Source organism: Paenibacillus sp. FSL H7-0716 (assembly GCF_038002705.1).
Classification (GTDB): Bacteria; Bacillota; Bacilli; order Paenibacillales; family Paenibacillaceae; genus Paenibacillus_AQ; species Paenibacillus_AQ odorifer.
In genome coordinates, this window is sequence record NZ_JBBODA010000004.1 from 332,533 (window position 1) to 349,722 (window position 17,190).

The window sequence follows — 17,190 nt, forward strand, 5'->3', positions numbered from 1 at the left end:
AATATGGAACTTAATCACAAGCCAATTGGAATCGACTGGACAGCCGGAGATTCAACGAAAGACGCGTAAATTGCGTCCCGTTGAGTCTCTTTTTTTTTTACTTTAGAGAAGGGAGAGTTACGGATTTAAAGTACAAGAATGTAGTGAAGGGGTTTCTTATTTTATTTGAAAAGGATGGTACACATATGAAAAAGCTTTCGATCTCTTTGGTTGCCGCCGCTATCGTCTTCTCCGCATTGACGTATGCCGCGGTATCCGCTAACAAAAAAACAGCAGAGGCAGCACCCATTCAAGAGAGTAGTAATACAGCAGTAACCGCAGCAGCTTTACCAGTAGCTACTTCTGCGGCCGCAGTTGTTGTTCAGGCAGAATCAACTGCAGCTCCTGTAACAGAAGCTGTCCAGCCGGAAGCTTCGGCTCCAGCAGCAGAGACAGTCACGGCAGAAGCTACTGCGGCTCCAGCCGCCGCTGTTGATTCTGCGGCGAAGGTTGTGGCTTCAGCAGCTCCAGAAGCGGGTGCAGCTCAGCCTAAAGCAGCTGCATCCCCTGCCGCGGACACCGCTAAGACGGCAACAGCTGCAACAACGGTATCTGCATCTGTTAAACCGCAAACCAGCGCGGCAACGCCTGTGCCAACTGCTGCGCCTACGACTGCTCCAAAAGCAAACGTAACCGCTAAAGCCGTTCAGCCAACCGCCGCTCCTGTTGTATCTGAACAGCCTAAGGAAACCGCGGCTCCCGTAGTAAAAGCAACGGAGACACCTTCCAAAAAAGCTATAACCTTCTCTACAACAGAGGTAGTTAAAGCGACCCCGGCTCCGGTAGTTGAGTCTTCTCAACCGAAAACATCGTCTTCTGCACCTGCATCCACGGTCAGTGCACCAGCAGCTGCTCCAGCGGAAACGGTTCAGGCACCCGCACCGGCACCAGCCGCTGAGGAAGAGGTTTGTCCTTGATGAGCAGCAGGCTCATTCAGGATTCCTTTCAGCCCATTTATCCTATAAACCTATTTAAGGCGAGGTGCACATAATGATACGACCATTAACCTTCAAAAAAATTGTAACGCTGCTGCTGGCAGCCTCCCTGCTAATCCTGCCTACTCAGGCAGGAAGAGCTTATGCTAATCCGGATACCGCAGAGGCGATAACCTCTTCCCAAGGCGGCGTTAACCAGTTTGACTATTTCAGTCATGTCTATGACCGTCTAAATGATGCTAACCATGTATTTAAAACAGCGACGTATGAAGATATCGTTCATCTTTTTGAGAGTGAAGGCACATACGCTGTTCTGGTTGGCGGCGCTTGGAGCGAGAATACACAGGCCGATATCGGCTTTATCAACGAGGCAGCCAAGGAATACGGCATCTCTACGATTTATAACTTTGATACTAAGCTGGATGGGGACACCCTTCAGATTGCAGACAGCAATAATAAATTTGCTTATAAATATGTTGATCTGGTCAACAAGTATTTGAAGAATTTAAATCTGTCTTCCAAAGATGATCCAGAACACAATGTCAGCTATACCAATAAAAACGGGGAAGTTGTGACTGCTAACAAGCTTGAGTCTCCATTCTTATTGGTATACAACAAGGATCACAAGGATGCACAGGGAAATAGTGCTCCTGTCGTATCCTACCTGGATAAGAGCTATTCGTGGGATGAGTTCCTGACGAACGGAACACTTGATGCGGCGAAGGTTAATGCGTATAAAACATCAGTAAGTGAGGTGCTGGGTGCCGCTTCCCGATATGACACTATAGACGAGTCGGCTTATATCAAGGCAGCATTTAATAAGAACTATGAAGGGGAAAATGAGGGCAAACCTACGATCTTCAATGAAGCGGATGGCACGCTTGTTTATGAACATGTGACCTATCATCAGCTGAAGCAAATTTTAGCGAGTGAGGGAAACTATGCGATTTTGTTAGGCGGCTCGTGGTGCCCTAACACGCAAGCGGTGATTAAATATATCAACGAATATGCCAAAAAACATAATATCAATAAGATCTACTTCTTCGACACTAAGCTGGATGCTGGTGTGACCGTTGCTGAGCCTAATAACAACAGCGGCACTAAGGGCAGTGCGAATCCGCATAATAATAATGAGCTTCAGATTAGAACCACCAATCATCCGTATGTGCAGCTTTATGTTGATCTGGTTCGTACTTATCTGACCAATATCAAGACCGAAAACAATACAGCTGCTAAACCAACTGTAATTAGTTATGTAGATGGACTTGGAAACACCGTGAGCGGAGACAGACTTCAGGTTCCATATCTGTTCACTTATAACAAGGACAACAAGGATGCAGAAGGCAAAAATACACCGATTCTAGGGCATGTTGAACTTATGTACAGCTGGACGAATATCCAACCGGATTACGTGCAGGCTAATTACCCAATCGGAGCCAGATACAATAACACTACAACAGCGCTGGATAAAATATTCTCCAGACTCGAAGCTGTGCCGGCAGGACTTACGGGTGTAGCACCAACTGCGGCCGACAATAAGGATGGGCAAATTGTAGGAACCAGTACAGCATTGGAATTTAAGCTTGCTGGAGACGAGGCTTACACCCCAGTTTCAGGATCAGCCATCACAGGGCTTGCACCTGGTGTTTATAAGGTAAGATATGCCGCAACATCGGGCTATCAAGGGCCAACCTCCGCAGCTGGACCCACAATCATTCCTTATAATGCTGGCGAAGACGTAAGTGTGGAAGTTCCTGCTTACACCCATCAACAAGCAGCCCCGGCAGGACTGGTAGGCGTAGCACCTACTTCTGAAGCTAATGATGATGGGCAAATTACGGGTTCAGCGGAAGGACAGGAGTATAAAGGCGTTGGAGAAACTGATTATAAGCCTGTAACAGGTGCGGCTATCACTGGTCTTACTCCGGGCTTCTATAATGTGCGATACGCGGCAAAAGAGGGGTACAGCGTTGGTAAAGATGCTACAGTTGAAGTCCCGGCATATGGTGAGCAAGCGGCACCTACAGGATTAGTAGGTGTAGCACCAACCAGTGCAGCTAATGACGACGGTAAAATTATAGGAACTACGAAAGCGCTGGAATATAAGCTGTCTACCGTTACCGATTATGTCTACGCATCAGATGTAGAGATCGTTGGACTTGTGCCGGGTATCTATCAGGTAAGATACGCAGCTAAAGAGGGATTTAACGCGGGTAGAGCAGCAGATGTAATCGTTCCAGCATTCACTGCGGAACAAGCAGCTCCAACTGGGTTGCAGGGAGTTGCTCCTACCTCAGCAGCGAACAACGATGGAAGAATTACGGGAACCACGACAGCCTTAGAATATAAGCTATCGAGTGTAACTAATTATGTGTATGCACCAGATAAAGAAATCACAGGATTAATACCGGGCACGTATCAAGTGAGATACGCAGCCAAAGAAGGTTATAAGGCAAGTCCAGTGACTGACATTGTTGTTCCGGCCTATGTGCCTATTTCAGATCCTGGAACAGGTGGAACAGGTGGCAATTCTACACCGAGCACGACTACACCAACACCATCAGCAAGCCCGCAACTGGTTGCTACGGAAACAGCAGGGAATACCGTAAACCTGTCAGCAACAGCAGCAACTAAAACGGATAAAACCACAGGAGTTACTACTGGTACGATCACAAAAGAAACGGCTGCTGAATTTGTGAGTCTCGTTAAGAAGGCAGAAGTTGATGGGAAGAAGGCTGTTCTTGAAATTAAAGTTGCAGCTACTTCGGATACTCAAACAGCTGATCTTACTCTTCCAAGAAGCATAATTAATGAGTTAGCCGCCGGAACGAAGGCGGAGATTACCATTGATTATGAGAATGTGGGTACGATTACGTTTGATGCCAAATCATTGGCGAGCATTAGTGCAGCTTCAGATGCCGGAGACATCATTATTAGAATCGCGAAGGTGTCATTAACGGCAGAAGGCAAGGCTGTCCTCGGAGACAGACCGGTTTATGACTTGTCGGTTATAGCGGGTGAAAGTACGATTTCCACCTTCGGTGGGGGCAGTGTTCGTGTCAGCGTACCGTACGTGCTGCAAGCGGGAGAACGGTCAGATGCGGTTATTGTGTATCACATTAACAGCACTGGAAGTTTGGACAATGTACGTGGAAATTACAATTCCGCCAAGGGAACTGTAGATTTTGTAACCACACATTTCTCCCAATATATTATTGGATATAATCAGGTGAGCTTTGCAGATGTTCCAGAGGCATCATGGTATAGCCATGCAGTAGGTTTCTTAGCAGCACGCAGTATCACATCTGGTACGGATGCTGAACATTACAGTCCTAATGCTGCAATCACTAGAGGGCAGTTCATCGTCTTGTTGCTCAAGGCTTATGACATCACACCGGATGCCATTGCTGCTGATAATTTTGCAGATGCAGGCAATACGTATTATACGAATTATCTTGCTACAGCTAAGCGTCTTGGGGTAGCAACGGGTTCGGGAGATAATCAATTCCAGCCAGAGATTCAGATCACTAGGCAGGAGCTATTTACACTCTTGTACCGCTCGCTTGTAGCGCTAGGTGAACTGCCATCTGAGAAGACAGCGGCCACGCTTGCCGGCTTTAGTGATGCTGGACAGATCGCTGGTTATGCACAAGAAGCCCTTCAAGCGCTGGTAGAGAGAGGGGTAGTGACCGGAGCGAACGGTAAACTCAATCCAAAAGAAGTCACTACAAGAGCAGAAGCAGCACAGGTTATTTACAATTTGCTATCCAAATAATCAGCCACTAAGACATAGCGGACGTCACATAAGTAGCGTTCAACTATGAATGCGGCGACTCGGTTTGGCTAAGACAGCAGAGCAGCGATTCCTCTTTTATTGGAGTATCGCTGCTCTGTTTTTTTGTTTGTTAGCTTGCTGGTTGCCCTTGCCCTGTCCGCTTGCCCGCTTGCCCTCTTGATTCAGCAGCTCATTCATTATCGGCGCGGCTTTCGGACCCAGATGACGTTATTTTCCACTTTCCAGCCTTTGGGGCATAGTTTCGGACTCCAGCGACGCTATCGCTTAGAAAAAGGTGCGTTTATGGTGTTTTTCATGCTGATAGCGACTATGGGGTCCTTTAGCACTCCAAAAATGGGAAAAAGCCGCGTATAAGGTCAGCTGTGTCCGATAGCATGCTCGCGCTCTTACGTAAAAATGCTACCCGACCAAACGTACGCTGATCTTAGTCCGGTTTGCTCAAATAAAGGGGTGCCAACAGCCATTTCGTGGCATCGGTGGCGCTGCCTTTCGCTATAAATCTCTAGTGGGTGGCCTAATGGCCACTCTTTTTTTAACTAGACAAAAGATTAGCAGACTAAATCATGGAAGAGGATTCTACTAAATGATACAATTATTGTAATTACATAAAGTAGTAATATTTCACATTATTGATTAGTTACTAGAAAGGGGACTGAGATATGGGTTTAGCTGACGATCCGGTCATAGCGATTTCAGGTTTATGGATGAACTATACAGACCGAATGGTGCTAAAGGGAATTGATCTTAAGGTATATAGAGGACAAATTATTGGTTATATCGGCCCTAACGGGGCAGGCAAGAGTACAACGGTGAAGATTATGCTCGGTCTGGTAGAAGGATATAACGGTAAAGTGGAGATTTTCGGTAAGGATATTGCCGATGGGGATGTTTCTTACAAGAAACGTATAGGTTATGTGCCGGAGGTAGCCGAATTATATGATAGTCTCACTGCAAGAGAGTATCTAACCTTTGTTGGCGAGCTGTATGGGCTAGGTCGTGCGGAGGCAGACTACAAGGCCAAAAAATTAACTACACTGCTAGGTTTGGAGAAGTCATATGATATGCGGATTTCTTCGTTCTCAAAAGGGATGAAGCAAAAGGTGCTGCTTATCTCCAGCATGCTGCATGACCCTGATATTTTATTCCTGGATGAACCGCTAAGTGGTTTGGATGCTAATAGCGTGATGATAGTGAAGGAGATTTTTGCATCGCTGGCGGCACGGGGGAAGACCATTTTTTACTCCTCACATATCATGGATGTGGTTGAGAAAATCAGCAGCCGGATCATTTTAATAGATGGCGGAGATATTGTGGCGGACGGAAGTTTTGCGGAGCTGAAGGAGAAAGGCCGCGAAGGGACGCTTGAAGATATTTTCAATCAATTAACCGGATTTGATAAATACCGTGATATCGCTGGTGAATTTGTTGCGGTCATGCAGGAGCAAGAGGTATCCTCTTATGACTGATTTCTTCGTGCTGAGGCTGTTGGATAAGCTGCGGGGTGCATTTATAAGATTTGGAGTCGATTATGACACCATGCGGAGTATTCTACAGATCAAACTGACCATGGACGGAAGAAGAACGCCTACAGCACTTGCAGGTATGCAGAAAAAGGAGAACGTTAAAGAAGGTTCACCTTTGCGATTACAGTGGATTTATTTACTGTTTGGTTTAATATTAATTCCGCTAACGCTATCCAACGATCACTATATGCTGCAAATGAGCTTAACCTTTGGGATCATTATGTTTTTTGTCTCCACAACCCTGATCTCTGACTTTTCTTCAGTAATGCTTGATTTACGCGATAAAAATATTCTTTTTTCCAAACCCGTCAACCGTACCACCTTAAATATGGCCAAAAGCATCCACGTTCTTCTCTACTTAGGGACAGTTACATTGTCGATCACTGGTCCATCTTTGGTATTTAGCCTATTTAAGCAGGGGATCGCTTTTTTTCTGATGTATGCGGTGACAATTGTCTTGTTAGACTGTTTTATCCTCGTAATAACTGCACTGCTCTACCTGATGATCATGCGGTTTTTTGATGGGGAGAAGCTCAAGGATATTATAAATTATACGCAAATCCTTCTGACGATCGGAATAATGGTGGGCTATCAATTCATCTCCCGGTTGTTCAACCTCACTGAGCTTGGCGCTGCTTATCATCCTGCTTGGTGGCAGTACTTTATTTTTCCGGTTTGGTTCGCGGCTCCGTTTGAACTGTTGCTTGGTGGAGCGAGAGAACCCTATTACTTCATTCTTTCATTGCTGGCTTTGATAACCCCACTTGTACTGATCGCAGCCTATATTAAGCTGATGCCACAGTTTGAGCGGAATTTGCAAAAGCTGGCGGAGCAAGGCACCGGTGGAAAAGACAAGGGCCAGATCGCAGAGTGGCTCTCTCGCAGAGTATGCAAGGAACCGGCAGAGGGAATTTTCTTTCGGTTTACTTGGTCCATGATGAAGAATGAGCGCGATTTTAAGCTGAAGGTCTATCCTGCACTTGGCTTTTCTATCGCATTCCCTTTTATTTTTATATTTGGTATATTGCAGAATAGTTATGATGGTTCCCTTAAAGGTTCAAAAGTGTACTTGTTAATCTATTTCTGCACGATGTTAATGCAGACTGTAATACAGATGCTACGATACTCTACAAGTTATAAAGGAGCTTGGATTTATAGGCTGATTCCTTTACCCGATAGCACACCTATTTACCGTGGGATGCTTAAGGCGGCGCTGCTGCGGCTAGTCTTGCCTTTATTTGCTGTAGATGCGGTATTGTTCATTCTGTTGTTCGGTGTGCACATTGTACCTGATTTAGTAGTGGTATTATTCGCCATGCTGATTTTTTCAGTCATCTGCTTTCGTGTTTATCCGCGAAGCTTACCCTTTTCAGAGCGTTATGAGGCAGCGAAACAAAAGGATTACACTGGGGTCGCCTTCATGCTTATGTTTTTGCTGATGGGGATGGCGGGTATTCATTATGTCTTCACTTTATTTACCGGAGGAATTTACATCTATCTGTTAGTTCTGGTAGTTTTGAATCAATGGTTATGGCGAAAAACCTTCCCCAAAACCCCATCAACCACAGGTCACATATCCAACTTTCCGGGGTGAGTGAATGCGTCAAATATGGACATTTTTTGCCGACATAAAAAAAGGGTATAAATTCCAGTATTTTCTTAGACAATCGGCTGAATACAAGGTAGAATACATCTAAAGTTGCTTTTCAGGGATAACCTATAATCTTTACGCACTCTTCCATTTATCTGATATTCGTGTACTGATTTTTTACTTGAGAAATACGCTGCAGCGATTACGGTATTCAAAACCGGTGAAGAGGTTAACTAATGGATAAAATGGGAATCCACTATAACGTTTGGATTGTTTTACTATCATTTGCGCTAGCGGCGACTGCAGCTTATTCCGCGCTGAATCTGATCTCGCAAGTCCCTCGCTCGTTTGGGAAAGTTCGTCGCTTATGGTTAATATCGGGGGCATGTGTACTCGGCAGTGGCATATGGTCGATACATTATGTAGGGATTATGGCGAGCCGTTTTCCTTTTAGCGTGAATTATTATCCAGGCAGGGCTGTATTATCGTTATTGGTTGGTGTATTGTGCTGCTATTCGGCATTCCGGATTACGTTTGTGCCACGTTTAAGAAAAAGTTGTTTAATAGTTAGTGGTGTTCTACTGGGCAGCGGGATCTCTGCTATGCATTATATCGGGATGTCCTCCATGAAGATCGCAGCGGAGATTCATTATGAGATATGGACTCAGACATGTGCTGTAATCCTCGTTATGCTCTCGTCTTTTATCGGATTATTTCTATTTCACAAGTTTAAAGACTATGTGGGTTTTAACCGCTGGAAGTTATACTCTGCTCTCTTTATCGGATTTTCGGTAACTGGATTGCATTATACGAGTGTAAGGGCGACTCATTTTGAATATAACGGTCTGTTAGGCAATACAACTTTTTTTATGGAGACTGATGTTATTCTCTTAATGGGAGTATCCTTGGTAACGCTATTTATGCTTGCGATTTCTGGTGGTGCTGTATTTCTGGACCGGCATGTGCTGGAACGGATGGCTTATTATGATCCACTAACTGATCTTCCGAACAGGCATGGCCTGGTGCGCTATTTTAAAGATGAATTTTTCGGGAGTAGATCTGGTGCCGTATTTTTTGTGGATCTGGATCGGTTTAAGTCGATTAATGATACGCTTGGACATGATATAGGGGACTTGTTACTGCGAGAGGTCGCTATAAGATTAAGACGATCTGTAGGAAGTAAAGGCAAGGTCTTTCGTTTGGGCGGAGATGAATTCCTGATCGCTCTTCCAGATTGTACTGTGGAGGATGCGCAAGAGGAAGCAGAGCACATTTTATATGAGCTTAAGAAATACTACAGCATTCAAGGTAATGAGCTATATGTTACTGCAAGTGTGGGGATCAGTATGACCCCTATGCATGGAACTGACCGCTCAGCCTTAATGAAGGCAGCCGATACAGCTCTTTATACCTCTAAGGATTCGGGTAAGAATAAATTCAGTGTGTTCGATCAGGAGATGAACCGCCATCAGCTGCGACGGATGTCGCTGGAGAAGGATCTTCGTAAAGCGCTGGCACGCTCCGAGTTTATGGTTGTGTACCAGCCGAAGTGGGATTCGTATATGAACGTTACCGTGGGTCTTGAAGCACTGCTGCGTTGGCGGCACCCTGAACATGGGATAATTTCCCCCGCGGAATTCATTCCCATTGCAGAGGAAACGGGACTGATTGTCCCGATTACCTATTGGATGCTGCATGATGTATGCAGCCAGAACATGCTTTGGCATAAGGAAGAGATAGCAAATGTCGCAGTCTCTATTAATATGTCAGCACGGATGTTTGAGGGCGGGGGCTTATACGATGTTGTAGAAGAAGCACTCACACGTTCAGGTCTAGAGCCGCATTTCCTTGAATTGGAGATTACAGAGTCCATTGCGATGAATAACATGGAAGAGACGGTTGCGCAGCTCTCCAGACTTCGGGCACTTGGGGTAAGGGTATCACTGGATGACTTTGGGACAGGCTTTTCATCCCTTGGTAATTTAGATGAGATTCCAGTCAACACACTCAAGATTGATCAAGTGTTTATTCGCAAGAGCAAGATGCATTCCAAGAAAGCCATTATCAGTAATATCATTGCGATTGCCACCAATCTTAATATGGAGGTCGTGGCGGAAGGTGTGGAGACACCAGAGCAGATTGAGCTGCTGCAATCCTTAGGCTGCAGAGTGATGCAGGGTTATTATTATGGTCGGCCAATGCCGGTGCATGAGCTGGGCCAGTGGTTTATAGCGAATACAGCAGTATCGTAGCAGATGATCTCAATACATAGAATAAGGGGCTAGCGTCTAAGCAGAAGATCTCTGCTTGGATGCTAGCCCCTTTGCTATTAAGAAACCTTAAAGCGTTCAATCAGAATTTGCAGCTTCTCAGCTAGTGAGGACAGGAAAGCTGCTGCAGACTCAACTTCCTCCATTGCGGCAAGCTGTTCTTCTGAGGAAGCGGATAATGTCTCTGCACTGCTGGCCGTCTGATTAGCGACATTTACGATATTCTGAAGGGTTGTAACGAGACGGTCGGAGATCAGCGAAAGCTGTCGAACCGTTCCTGAGATCTGCTGGCTTTGTGAGGCCATTCCCGAGACAGACATTTCAATCTCCGAGAAGGACTGGCCTGCCGTGGCAATCATTTCTCTGCCGTGCTCCATCTCTTCTGTAGAGCGTTTCATAGTTTCTCCTGCCTGATCCATCTGGTTCACGATGATGTTGACCAGTTGGCCAATTTGCGCAGCGGAATGGGCTGAGCGCTCAGCAAGCTTACGTACGGAATGGGCAACGACCGCAAACCCTCTTCCCTCTTCTCCAGCTCTTGCGGCTTCAATCGCTGCATTCAGGGACAGGAGATTGGTTTCTTCTGCGATGCTGGCAATAGTACTCACGATATTTTCAATTTCTTTGGAATAACCACCCAAGGTTTCAATAATGAGTGCTAGGTCGGTAATACTGTCACTTACGACTCTCATCTGCTGTGTGGTAGAATCCATTGCCTCACGGCCTGTACGAGCTTTATTAGCGTTGCTGACCGCATTATTCATCGCGTTATCTGCATTGCCTGCAATCTCTGTGATGAAGCGAGACAGGTCTTGTACAGACTTATATTCACCCTCCATATTCTGCAGCTGTGAATTCGCGCTATCGGCAAGCTCGATCGTAACATTGACGCTATATTCACCTGCCCGGTTGGTTTCCTGCGCACTGGCGGAGAGCTCTTCGGACGACGAGGCTACCTGCATGGAGGTCTCATTGACCTCGGTAATGAGCAAGCGCAAGCTTTGGGTCATGTCATTGAAATTACGGGCTAATGTACCAATCTCATCCTTGCTGTTGAATAAAATAGGATTATGAGTAAGGTCGCCCTGTGCAACAAGATTGACCCCTTTGGACAGCTTCGTTAATGGACTAATCATTCGGCGGATTAACAGATAAGCTGCCACAATAGCTATAACCAGAATGGAAGCACCGATAATAAAAGGCTGAACAATGATATCTTGAGTTCGTTCTTGAATTATGGAGCCATCGAAATTAATAGCCATCAGCGCAACTATAGGTTTAGATGGATCATGATCCTGATAGATAGGGCCGTAACCTGTCTTAAGGGAAGTACCGTCGTATGTATAAACCTTGGAGTAGGAGGAATGCTTATGCTCAGTAATCATTTGCTTATCTTCATCTGAAAAATAAAAAGTATCGCCTGCTTTATAACCTCTAGCTTGGAAGCTTGAATCTGCGGCAAGTACTTTTCCGTCTAAGGATAAGATGAATGCCTCTTTAAAAATAGCCTTATGTGCCACAATCCAACCGATTCGATCCTCTACAGCCTCCAGTTTACTTTGATCGCCTGCCAACAATGCGGAAATGTCTGCGGGGTCAATCAGGCCGGTTGTAATATTAGCGCATCCTACCAATTCGATACCTGCAGCTTCGTCTACTTGCTTATAAGCTGTACGGTATCCGAAAAACCCGATGGATGATCCTACAAGAAGTAAGACGACGAACATCATCCAAGTTAATTTAGTTGCTAATTTCATTCTTCGCACCAACCTTGACAAATTATGTTCTCAGTGATAATAGCTCTCACCTCTACGATTATATCGTATTGATATGCTTATAACCTTACATGGAATATAGTATTTCTGTGTCGGAAATTGGAGAATCATGGGAGTTTACGCTTTCCCTCATGCTCTCAATGGTTTAGCAGACAAAACCATTGAATCATGACCAGTTCTAATGGTACGCTTGAGTTATTAAAAACGGATTGGGGTTGAACAAATATGCCACATCAAATAGATCCGTTAATAGATCGTCTTGGACTATCCATGTGGAGAGTACAGCGTAAGATTATGTCTCAAATGTCTTTGCACAAAGAACTCGGACTTACGGTGCCACAGATGGGTCTGTTAAATATGATAGCGAAAGAAAAGAAGTCGCGGGTGGTACAGCTGGCAGAATGTATGGAGGTCAAATCCAGTGCGGTGACGGTGATGCTGGACCGTTTGGAGGTGCTGGGTTATATCAAACGTGAGCCGGATGGGAAGGATCGGAGAGCGGTTGTAGTGACGATCACCGAAAAAGGTCAACAGGTGCTCGAAGAAGGACATTTCCGGTCCAAAGAACTGCTGGCGGAGCATTTATCCATACTGAAGCCCGAAGAACTACGCAACTTTGCAGAGTATTACCGTATGATCGAGGACCAGGAGCGTTAGTCAGCTAAGCTTCGGAATGGATATCTTTATAAAAACAGCAGAGCAGCGGTTCTCCATTATTGGAGAATCGCTGCTCTGCTGTTTTTGTTCGTTGGCTGCCTACGCCCTGTAATTTATTGTTTAGGTTGTTTGTCAGGCAACTGAGTGATATAGCTGTGGGAAAGCTGTAAAAGCCTCAAGGCACGGTTATATTCGTCTTCAGTGGCACTCGGCGTTGTTCCATTGTTATAAATAGAGTACTGAGTGTTGTCTTCAAAGCTGTTACCAGGAATAAGCAATCCTGAGCTGGCAATGAATGAACCAGAAGGTAAATAATATCGTTCTGGCAGCAAATTATAAGTCTGACTGAGTAGATCTTGACCAAAATATACGTTATTCTCTAATGAAATCCCAAGCAGACTGGCTGCGGTTGGCATGATATCCACTTCCCCGCCTACTTCGTCAATGGTCTGCGAGGCTACGCCAGCACCTGCATGAATAAGCAGAGGGATGTTCATCATATCCGCATAACTGTATTCATGACCATAGATTTCAGTCATCAATTCTTTATCATCATGATCGAGGGAATAAATCGGCAATCCCATATGATCCCCATAAATCATGATTACACTATTGTCCCAGACACCATTTGCTTTAAGCTCTTCTACAAAATGTCCAAAAGCATCATCCGCATAGTTCTGGGAACGGATATAGTCACCAACAAAAGTACCTTCATAACGCTCCGGCAGCTTCATGCGGTATTTTTCTTCTGGAATAGTAAAAGGGTGATGCGCTGACATTGAAATGACTTGAGCGTAAAAAGGCTGCTCCTGTTGGTCCATTTCTTTTAGTTTGTCGGCTGTCTTACTGTAGAGCGTATCATCAGAAGCTCCAAAGAAGAAGACATCATCTTCACCAAAAAATTTGCGGTCATAATAATGATCGAAGCCGAGGGAGTCATACAGTTCGCCGCGGTTCCAGAATTCTACGACATTGGTGTGGAAGGTTGCAGTCTGATATCCATTTTCTTTAAGCACGCGTGGCATACTCGGAAGTACTTTATCCACATAAGACATCGTTGCCGCTCCACGTGGAGGGATGTAGAAGGAAGTGTTAACTACGAACTCTGCATCCGAAGTATTCCCTTGGCCAACCATTTGATAGAAATTAGGGAAGTAAAGACTGTCCTTCATCACCTTGTTCAGGTTCGGTGTAATTTCTTGACCGTCTAATTTAAGGCCCAGCAAGAAATTCTGGAAAGATTCCATTTGAAGAATAATAAGGTTCTTGCCTTTAGCGATGCCTTGAAGTGGAGAACTAGCCGCAGTATTAATCCCCTTCAATTTATTGATGGCATCTTGTGTAATGTCACTTGAATCGACCAGCTCAGGCTCTTCTTTAGCGAAGATCGTATAAGCTTCATAATTAAGAATTCCCATTTCTTGAGCTTTCTTAATTTCGTTCATACTAGCTTTATTAGGCAAGATGTTGAACAGGCATAAAGCAAGTGAAACTGCAAACAGAACACTATACTTAAGTTTTCCGCCACGGCGGTGGTTGATATTCTCTTTCTTATAGACCCGGCCTTTTTTATTAAAGAAGAAATAGACGCCAAGAATAATGATGTCTGTAAAAATCAGCAGGTAGTATGGATCCATTAGTGAGAATACGCTGTTGCTGACGGCGGTGACTTGATTCACCTGCTCCGCTGCATGGTAAGTCACAATAACACCGTAATATTTAAAATACATAATGGCTGCGAAGAAAATGGCTGTCACTAATAAATTTACGGTCATGTAATATCCGAGCTTGCGCTTGGAACCAAAACGTTCAATGATACAGAAGAGCGCCCAAGCAAAGGGGATTTCAGTTAATAATGATTTCCAGGGCAATATATCGTCAAAGATTACGCCCCATGCCAAGAAAGCTTTTAGAATAAAAATTATTGTGAAAAACACAAAAGGTTTAACGATCCACTGTTTAAAGTTAAAGGATGACACAGCTTCGCCTTCTTTCTACATGATAAAACGCCATTTCCCGGCTAGGAAGAAACAGCGCCCAGACAAAATAATTCCATAGTAATAAAATTTATTATGCAGGGCTGGCTATAGAATGTCAAAAATCGAGAACCTAAGTATAAGCTTAGTGGAGCGCGTAAAGTTGAACACAAAGGGTTGAAGCTGACGCTCCTGCTCTCATGCAGGGTTATACAACGATTTCAGGACTAAAATGGCAATTGGGAACAAAAAGGATATATGGATAATAAAAGGAGGTGATGCTGGATGAGCTCTACAGTAGCTTTATCAGTTAGAACTCTCGTTGAATATGTTTTTCGCAGCGGAAGCATTGAACCTGGCTTTCATGGAACGGGCGCTATGGTCGAAGGCACAAGAATTCATCAGAAGATCCAAAAGCAATATAAGGAAGGTGACCGCAAGGAGGTTTATTTGAAAACGGAGATTCCTTATGGAAACCTGCTTTATGTTGTAGATGGGCGTTGTGATGGATTGCTGGTCTCGGAGGATGGGAGCTTTACGGTCGAAGAGATCAAATCAACCTCCGGACTGTTGGATTTACTGGATGAGGGACATGAGGTTCATTGGGCACAGGCGCTGATGTACGCATATATGGTAGCTCTGGAGCAAGAGCTTTCTTCTATTCAGGTTAAGCTTACCTATGTCCACCGGGTCACTGATGAGCAAAAAAGCTTGTACCGAACGTTGTCTTTTGAAGAACTGATTTCATTTGTGAATGACACAGTGGCTAGATATGCTCCATACGCCGAGATGATAGTTCATCATGAGGCTAAGAAGGAGCAGAGTCTTCGGGAGTTGAGCTTTCCGTTCTCCTCTTATCGAAAGGGACAACGTCATTTTGCAGGAGCTGTATACAAGTCCGTCGTGGAAAAGGTCAGTCTGTTCGCTCAAGCCCCCACAGGTATCGGGAAAACAATGTCAACGTTGTTCCCTGTCCTTAAGGCGATGGGCGAAGGACAAGCTAAAGGATTGTTCTATTTAACGGCAAAGACGGTTACCCGTTTTGCCGCGCAGGAAGCCATCTCGCTGTTGCTAACGCAGGGCCTTCAGTTGCATGTTATCACACTTACCGCTAAAGAGAAGGCCTGTTTTCGCGAAGAGGGGATATGTGGTAAGGATTCCTGTCCTTATACGGATGGTTATTATGACCGGATCAACGAGGCATTAATGGATCTGTTAGAGCATGAGACGCTGATGAGCAGAGACACCCTTGCACTGTATGCTCACAAACACAAAGTGTGCCCATTTGAGTTCTCGTTGGATGCAGCCTATGCCTGCGACGCTGTGATCTGCGATTACAATTATATATATGATCCTCGCATCAGTCTGAAACGGCTAACAGAGGAAAGAAAGAGAGAAACGGTACTTCTAGTAGATGAAGCACATAATCTGGTAGACCGGGGACGGGAGATGTTCTCCGCCTCTTTGCTGAAAGCCCCTTTCCTGGAAATCCAGCGCCAATATAAAGAAATGAACCGGAATTTGAGTACAGCCGCTAAATCGGTGAATGCTTTTTTCATCTCCCTTCGCAAAATTTGCAATGAAGAGGGGCAAGGGCAATGGGACTCGTTCCCGGAGGAGCTGCTGGCTTTACTTGAGATATTTTCTTTGGAGGCGGAACAGGAACTTATTCACCCGAGCTCCAGTATTGTCTCCATGAATGGGGAAGGAGAAGGGGAAAATGTCCTCTTGGATACCTATTTTGCAGTTCAGGGCATGCTTCGCACTTTTAAGACCTATGATGAACGCTACATTACCTATGCGGAGGTTCGTAGAGGGGATGTCTATCTCAAGCTATTTAATTTGGATCCCTCGCATCTGCTTCGGCAGATGTCCAAGAGCTTTCGCAGTCAGATTCTGTTCTCAGCTACACTTTCTCCATTATCTTACTACCGGGATATGATTGGTGCGGCGGAGGAAGATTACAGTCTAACCGTTACTTCCCCTTTTCAGAAAGAGCAGTGGGAAGTAACCGTCTTACCTGTCTCCACACGTTATCATGACCGGGAAGCTTCGCTAGTTCCGTTGACTAAAGCACTGAGCCAAATGGTCTCTAAAAAGGGCAATTATCTGGTATTTTTTCCTTCGTACCTCTATTTGCAAAACGTATATCAGGCCTTTACGGAGAATTACCCTGAAATCCGGACATTGATGCAGGATACAGGCATGAGCGAGCAAGCTAGAGAAAGTTTTTTAGCCGCATTTAGTCCAGACAATGACGAGACATTATTGGGATTTGCTGTACTTGGAGGGATTTTTTCAGAAGGTGTGGATCTGCCAGGGGATCGCCTCAATGGGGTTATGGTTGTTGGCGTCGGCCTGCCACAGCTTGGTCTTGAACGCAATCTGCTGCGTCAATATTTTAATGCCAGAGGAAAAAATGGCTTTGATTATGCCTATGTCTATCCGGGAATGTGTAAGGTACTGCAAGCCGGAGGCCGGTTGATTCGCAGCGAGACGGATACGGGCATTATCGTGTTGGCTGATGACCGTTTTTTGCAGAGTCCTTATATGCATTTGCTTCCCGAAGAATGGAGAGATTATCTTATCCGCTCATAAGAGGTTATAATCTACGAAAGGGTATTCATA

The 17,190-nt window shown here is 45.0% G+C and carries 9 protein-coding genes; 7 read left to right on the top strand and 2 right to left on the bottom strand.

Annotation, left to right across the window (positions count from 1 at the left end; all coding sequences use genetic code 11):
* Nucleotides 1-185: 185 nt before the first annotated feature.
* The 5 genes from MHH60_RS08050 to MHH60_RS08070 all read left to right on the top strand — a co-directional run bounded on the left by MHH60_RS08050 (nucleotide 186) and on the right by MHH60_RS08070 (nucleotide 10,136).
* A complete protein-coding gene (locus tag MHH60_RS08050) occupies nucleotides 186-956 on the top strand; it encodes a hypothetical protein (RefSeq protein WP_076132637.1) in 771 nt (256 codons plus the stop codon).
* A 73-nt stretch (nucleotides 957-1,029) separates the two neighbouring features.
* Nucleotides 1,030-4,749, top strand: coding sequence for an S-layer homology domain-containing protein (locus MHH60_RS08055; protein WP_076132635.1), 3,720 nt, complete (start codon nucleotides 1,030-1,032; stop codon nucleotides 4,747-4,749).
* 680 nt (nucleotides 4,750-5,429) lie between these two features.
* Nucleotides 5,430-6,236 (top strand): ABC transporter ATP-binding protein, encoded by an 807-nt coding sequence (locus MHH60_RS08060; protein ID WP_036682032.1) that lies wholly within the window; start codon nucleotides 5,430-5,432, stop codon nucleotides 6,234-6,236.
* Entirely contained in the window at nucleotides 6,229-7,887 is a 1,659-nt protein-coding gene (locus tag MHH60_RS08065) for a hypothetical protein (protein ID WP_076132633.1), read from the top strand. The genes MHH60_RS08060 and MHH60_RS08065 overlap by 8 nt, the downstream gene beginning before the upstream one ends.
* 233 nt (nucleotides 7,888-8,120) lie before the next feature.
* Nucleotides 8,121-10,136, top strand: a complete 2,016-nt coding sequence (locus MHH60_RS08070; protein WP_038573706.1) for a bifunctional diguanylate cyclase/phosphodiesterase — start codon at nucleotides 8,121-8,123, stop codon at nucleotides 10,134-10,136.
* A gap of 77 nt (nucleotides 10,137-10,213) precedes the next feature.
* Here MHH60_RS08070 and MHH60_RS08075 read toward each other — a convergent pair whose 3' ends face one another.
* Nucleotides 10,214-11,911 carry a methyl-accepting chemotaxis protein gene (locus MHH60_RS08075; RefSeq protein ID WP_076132631.1) on the bottom strand — a complete coding sequence of 566 codons (1,698 nt, stop codon included), beginning with the start codon at nucleotides 11,909-11,911 and terminating at the stop codon, nucleotides 10,214-10,216.
* 243 nt (nucleotides 11,912-12,154) lie between these two features.
* Here MHH60_RS08075 and MHH60_RS08080 point away from each other — a divergent pair, with 243 nt between their 5' ends.
* Nucleotides 12,155-12,586: a MarR family winged helix-turn-helix transcriptional regulator gene (locus tag MHH60_RS08080; RefSeq protein WP_081383619.1), complete on the top strand. Its 432-nt coding sequence runs from the start codon at nucleotides 12,155-12,157 to the stop codon at nucleotides 12,584-12,586.
* A 113-nt stretch (nucleotides 12,587-12,699) separates the two neighbouring features.
* On the opposite strand, the gene MHH60_RS08085 is transcribed toward MHH60_RS08080, so the two are convergent.
* Nucleotides 12,700-14,565 carry an LTA synthase family protein gene (locus tag MHH60_RS08085; protein ID WP_076132629.1) on the bottom strand — a complete coding sequence of 622 codons (1,866 nt, stop codon included), beginning with the start codon at nucleotides 14,563-14,565 and terminating at the stop codon, nucleotides 12,700-12,702.
* Between the two features lie 282 nt (nucleotides 14,566-14,847).
* Between MHH60_RS08085 and MHH60_RS08090 the strand changes: the two genes are divergently transcribed.
* The gene (locus MHH60_RS08090) at nucleotides 14,848-17,160 is read left to right on the top strand and encodes a helicase C-terminal domain-containing protein (protein ID WP_076132627.1); all 2,313 of its coding nucleotides are present in this window, start codon (nucleotides 14,848-14,850) and stop codon (nucleotides 17,158-17,160) included.
* The last annotated feature ends 30 nt before the right edge of the window (nucleotides 17,161-17,190 follow it).

Bases quoted from the DNA above. Each gene is read 5' to 3' on its own strand.
- MHH60_RS08050 (WP_076132637.1), top strand. From the start codon at position 186: ATGAAAAAGCTTTCGATCTCTTTGGTTGCCGCCGCTATCGTCTTCTCC.
- MHH60_RS08055 (WP_076132635.1), top strand. From the start codon at position 1,030: ATGATACGACCATTAACCTTCAAAAAAATTGTAACGCTGCTGCTGGCA.
- MHH60_RS08060 (WP_036682032.1), top strand. From the start codon at position 5,430: ATGGGTTTAGCTGACGATCCGGTCATAGCGATTTCAGGTTTATGGATG.
- MHH60_RS08065 (WP_076132633.1), top strand. From the start codon at position 6,229: ATGACTGATTTCTTCGTGCTGAGGCTGTTGGATAAGCTGCGGGGTGCA.
- MHH60_RS08070 (WP_038573706.1), top strand. From the start codon at position 8,121: ATGGATAAAATGGGAATCCACTATAACGTTTGGATTGTTTTACTATCA.
- MHH60_RS08075 (WP_076132631.1), bottom strand. From the start codon at position 11,911: ATGAAATTAGCAACTAAATTAACTTGGATGATGTTCGTCGTCTTACTT.
- MHH60_RS08080 (WP_081383619.1), top strand. From the start codon at position 12,155: ATGCCACATCAAATAGATCCGTTAATAGATCGTCTTGGACTATCCATG.
- MHH60_RS08090 (WP_076132627.1), top strand. From the start codon at position 14,848: ATGAGCTCTACAGTAGCTTTATCAGTTAGAACTCTCGTTGAATATGTT.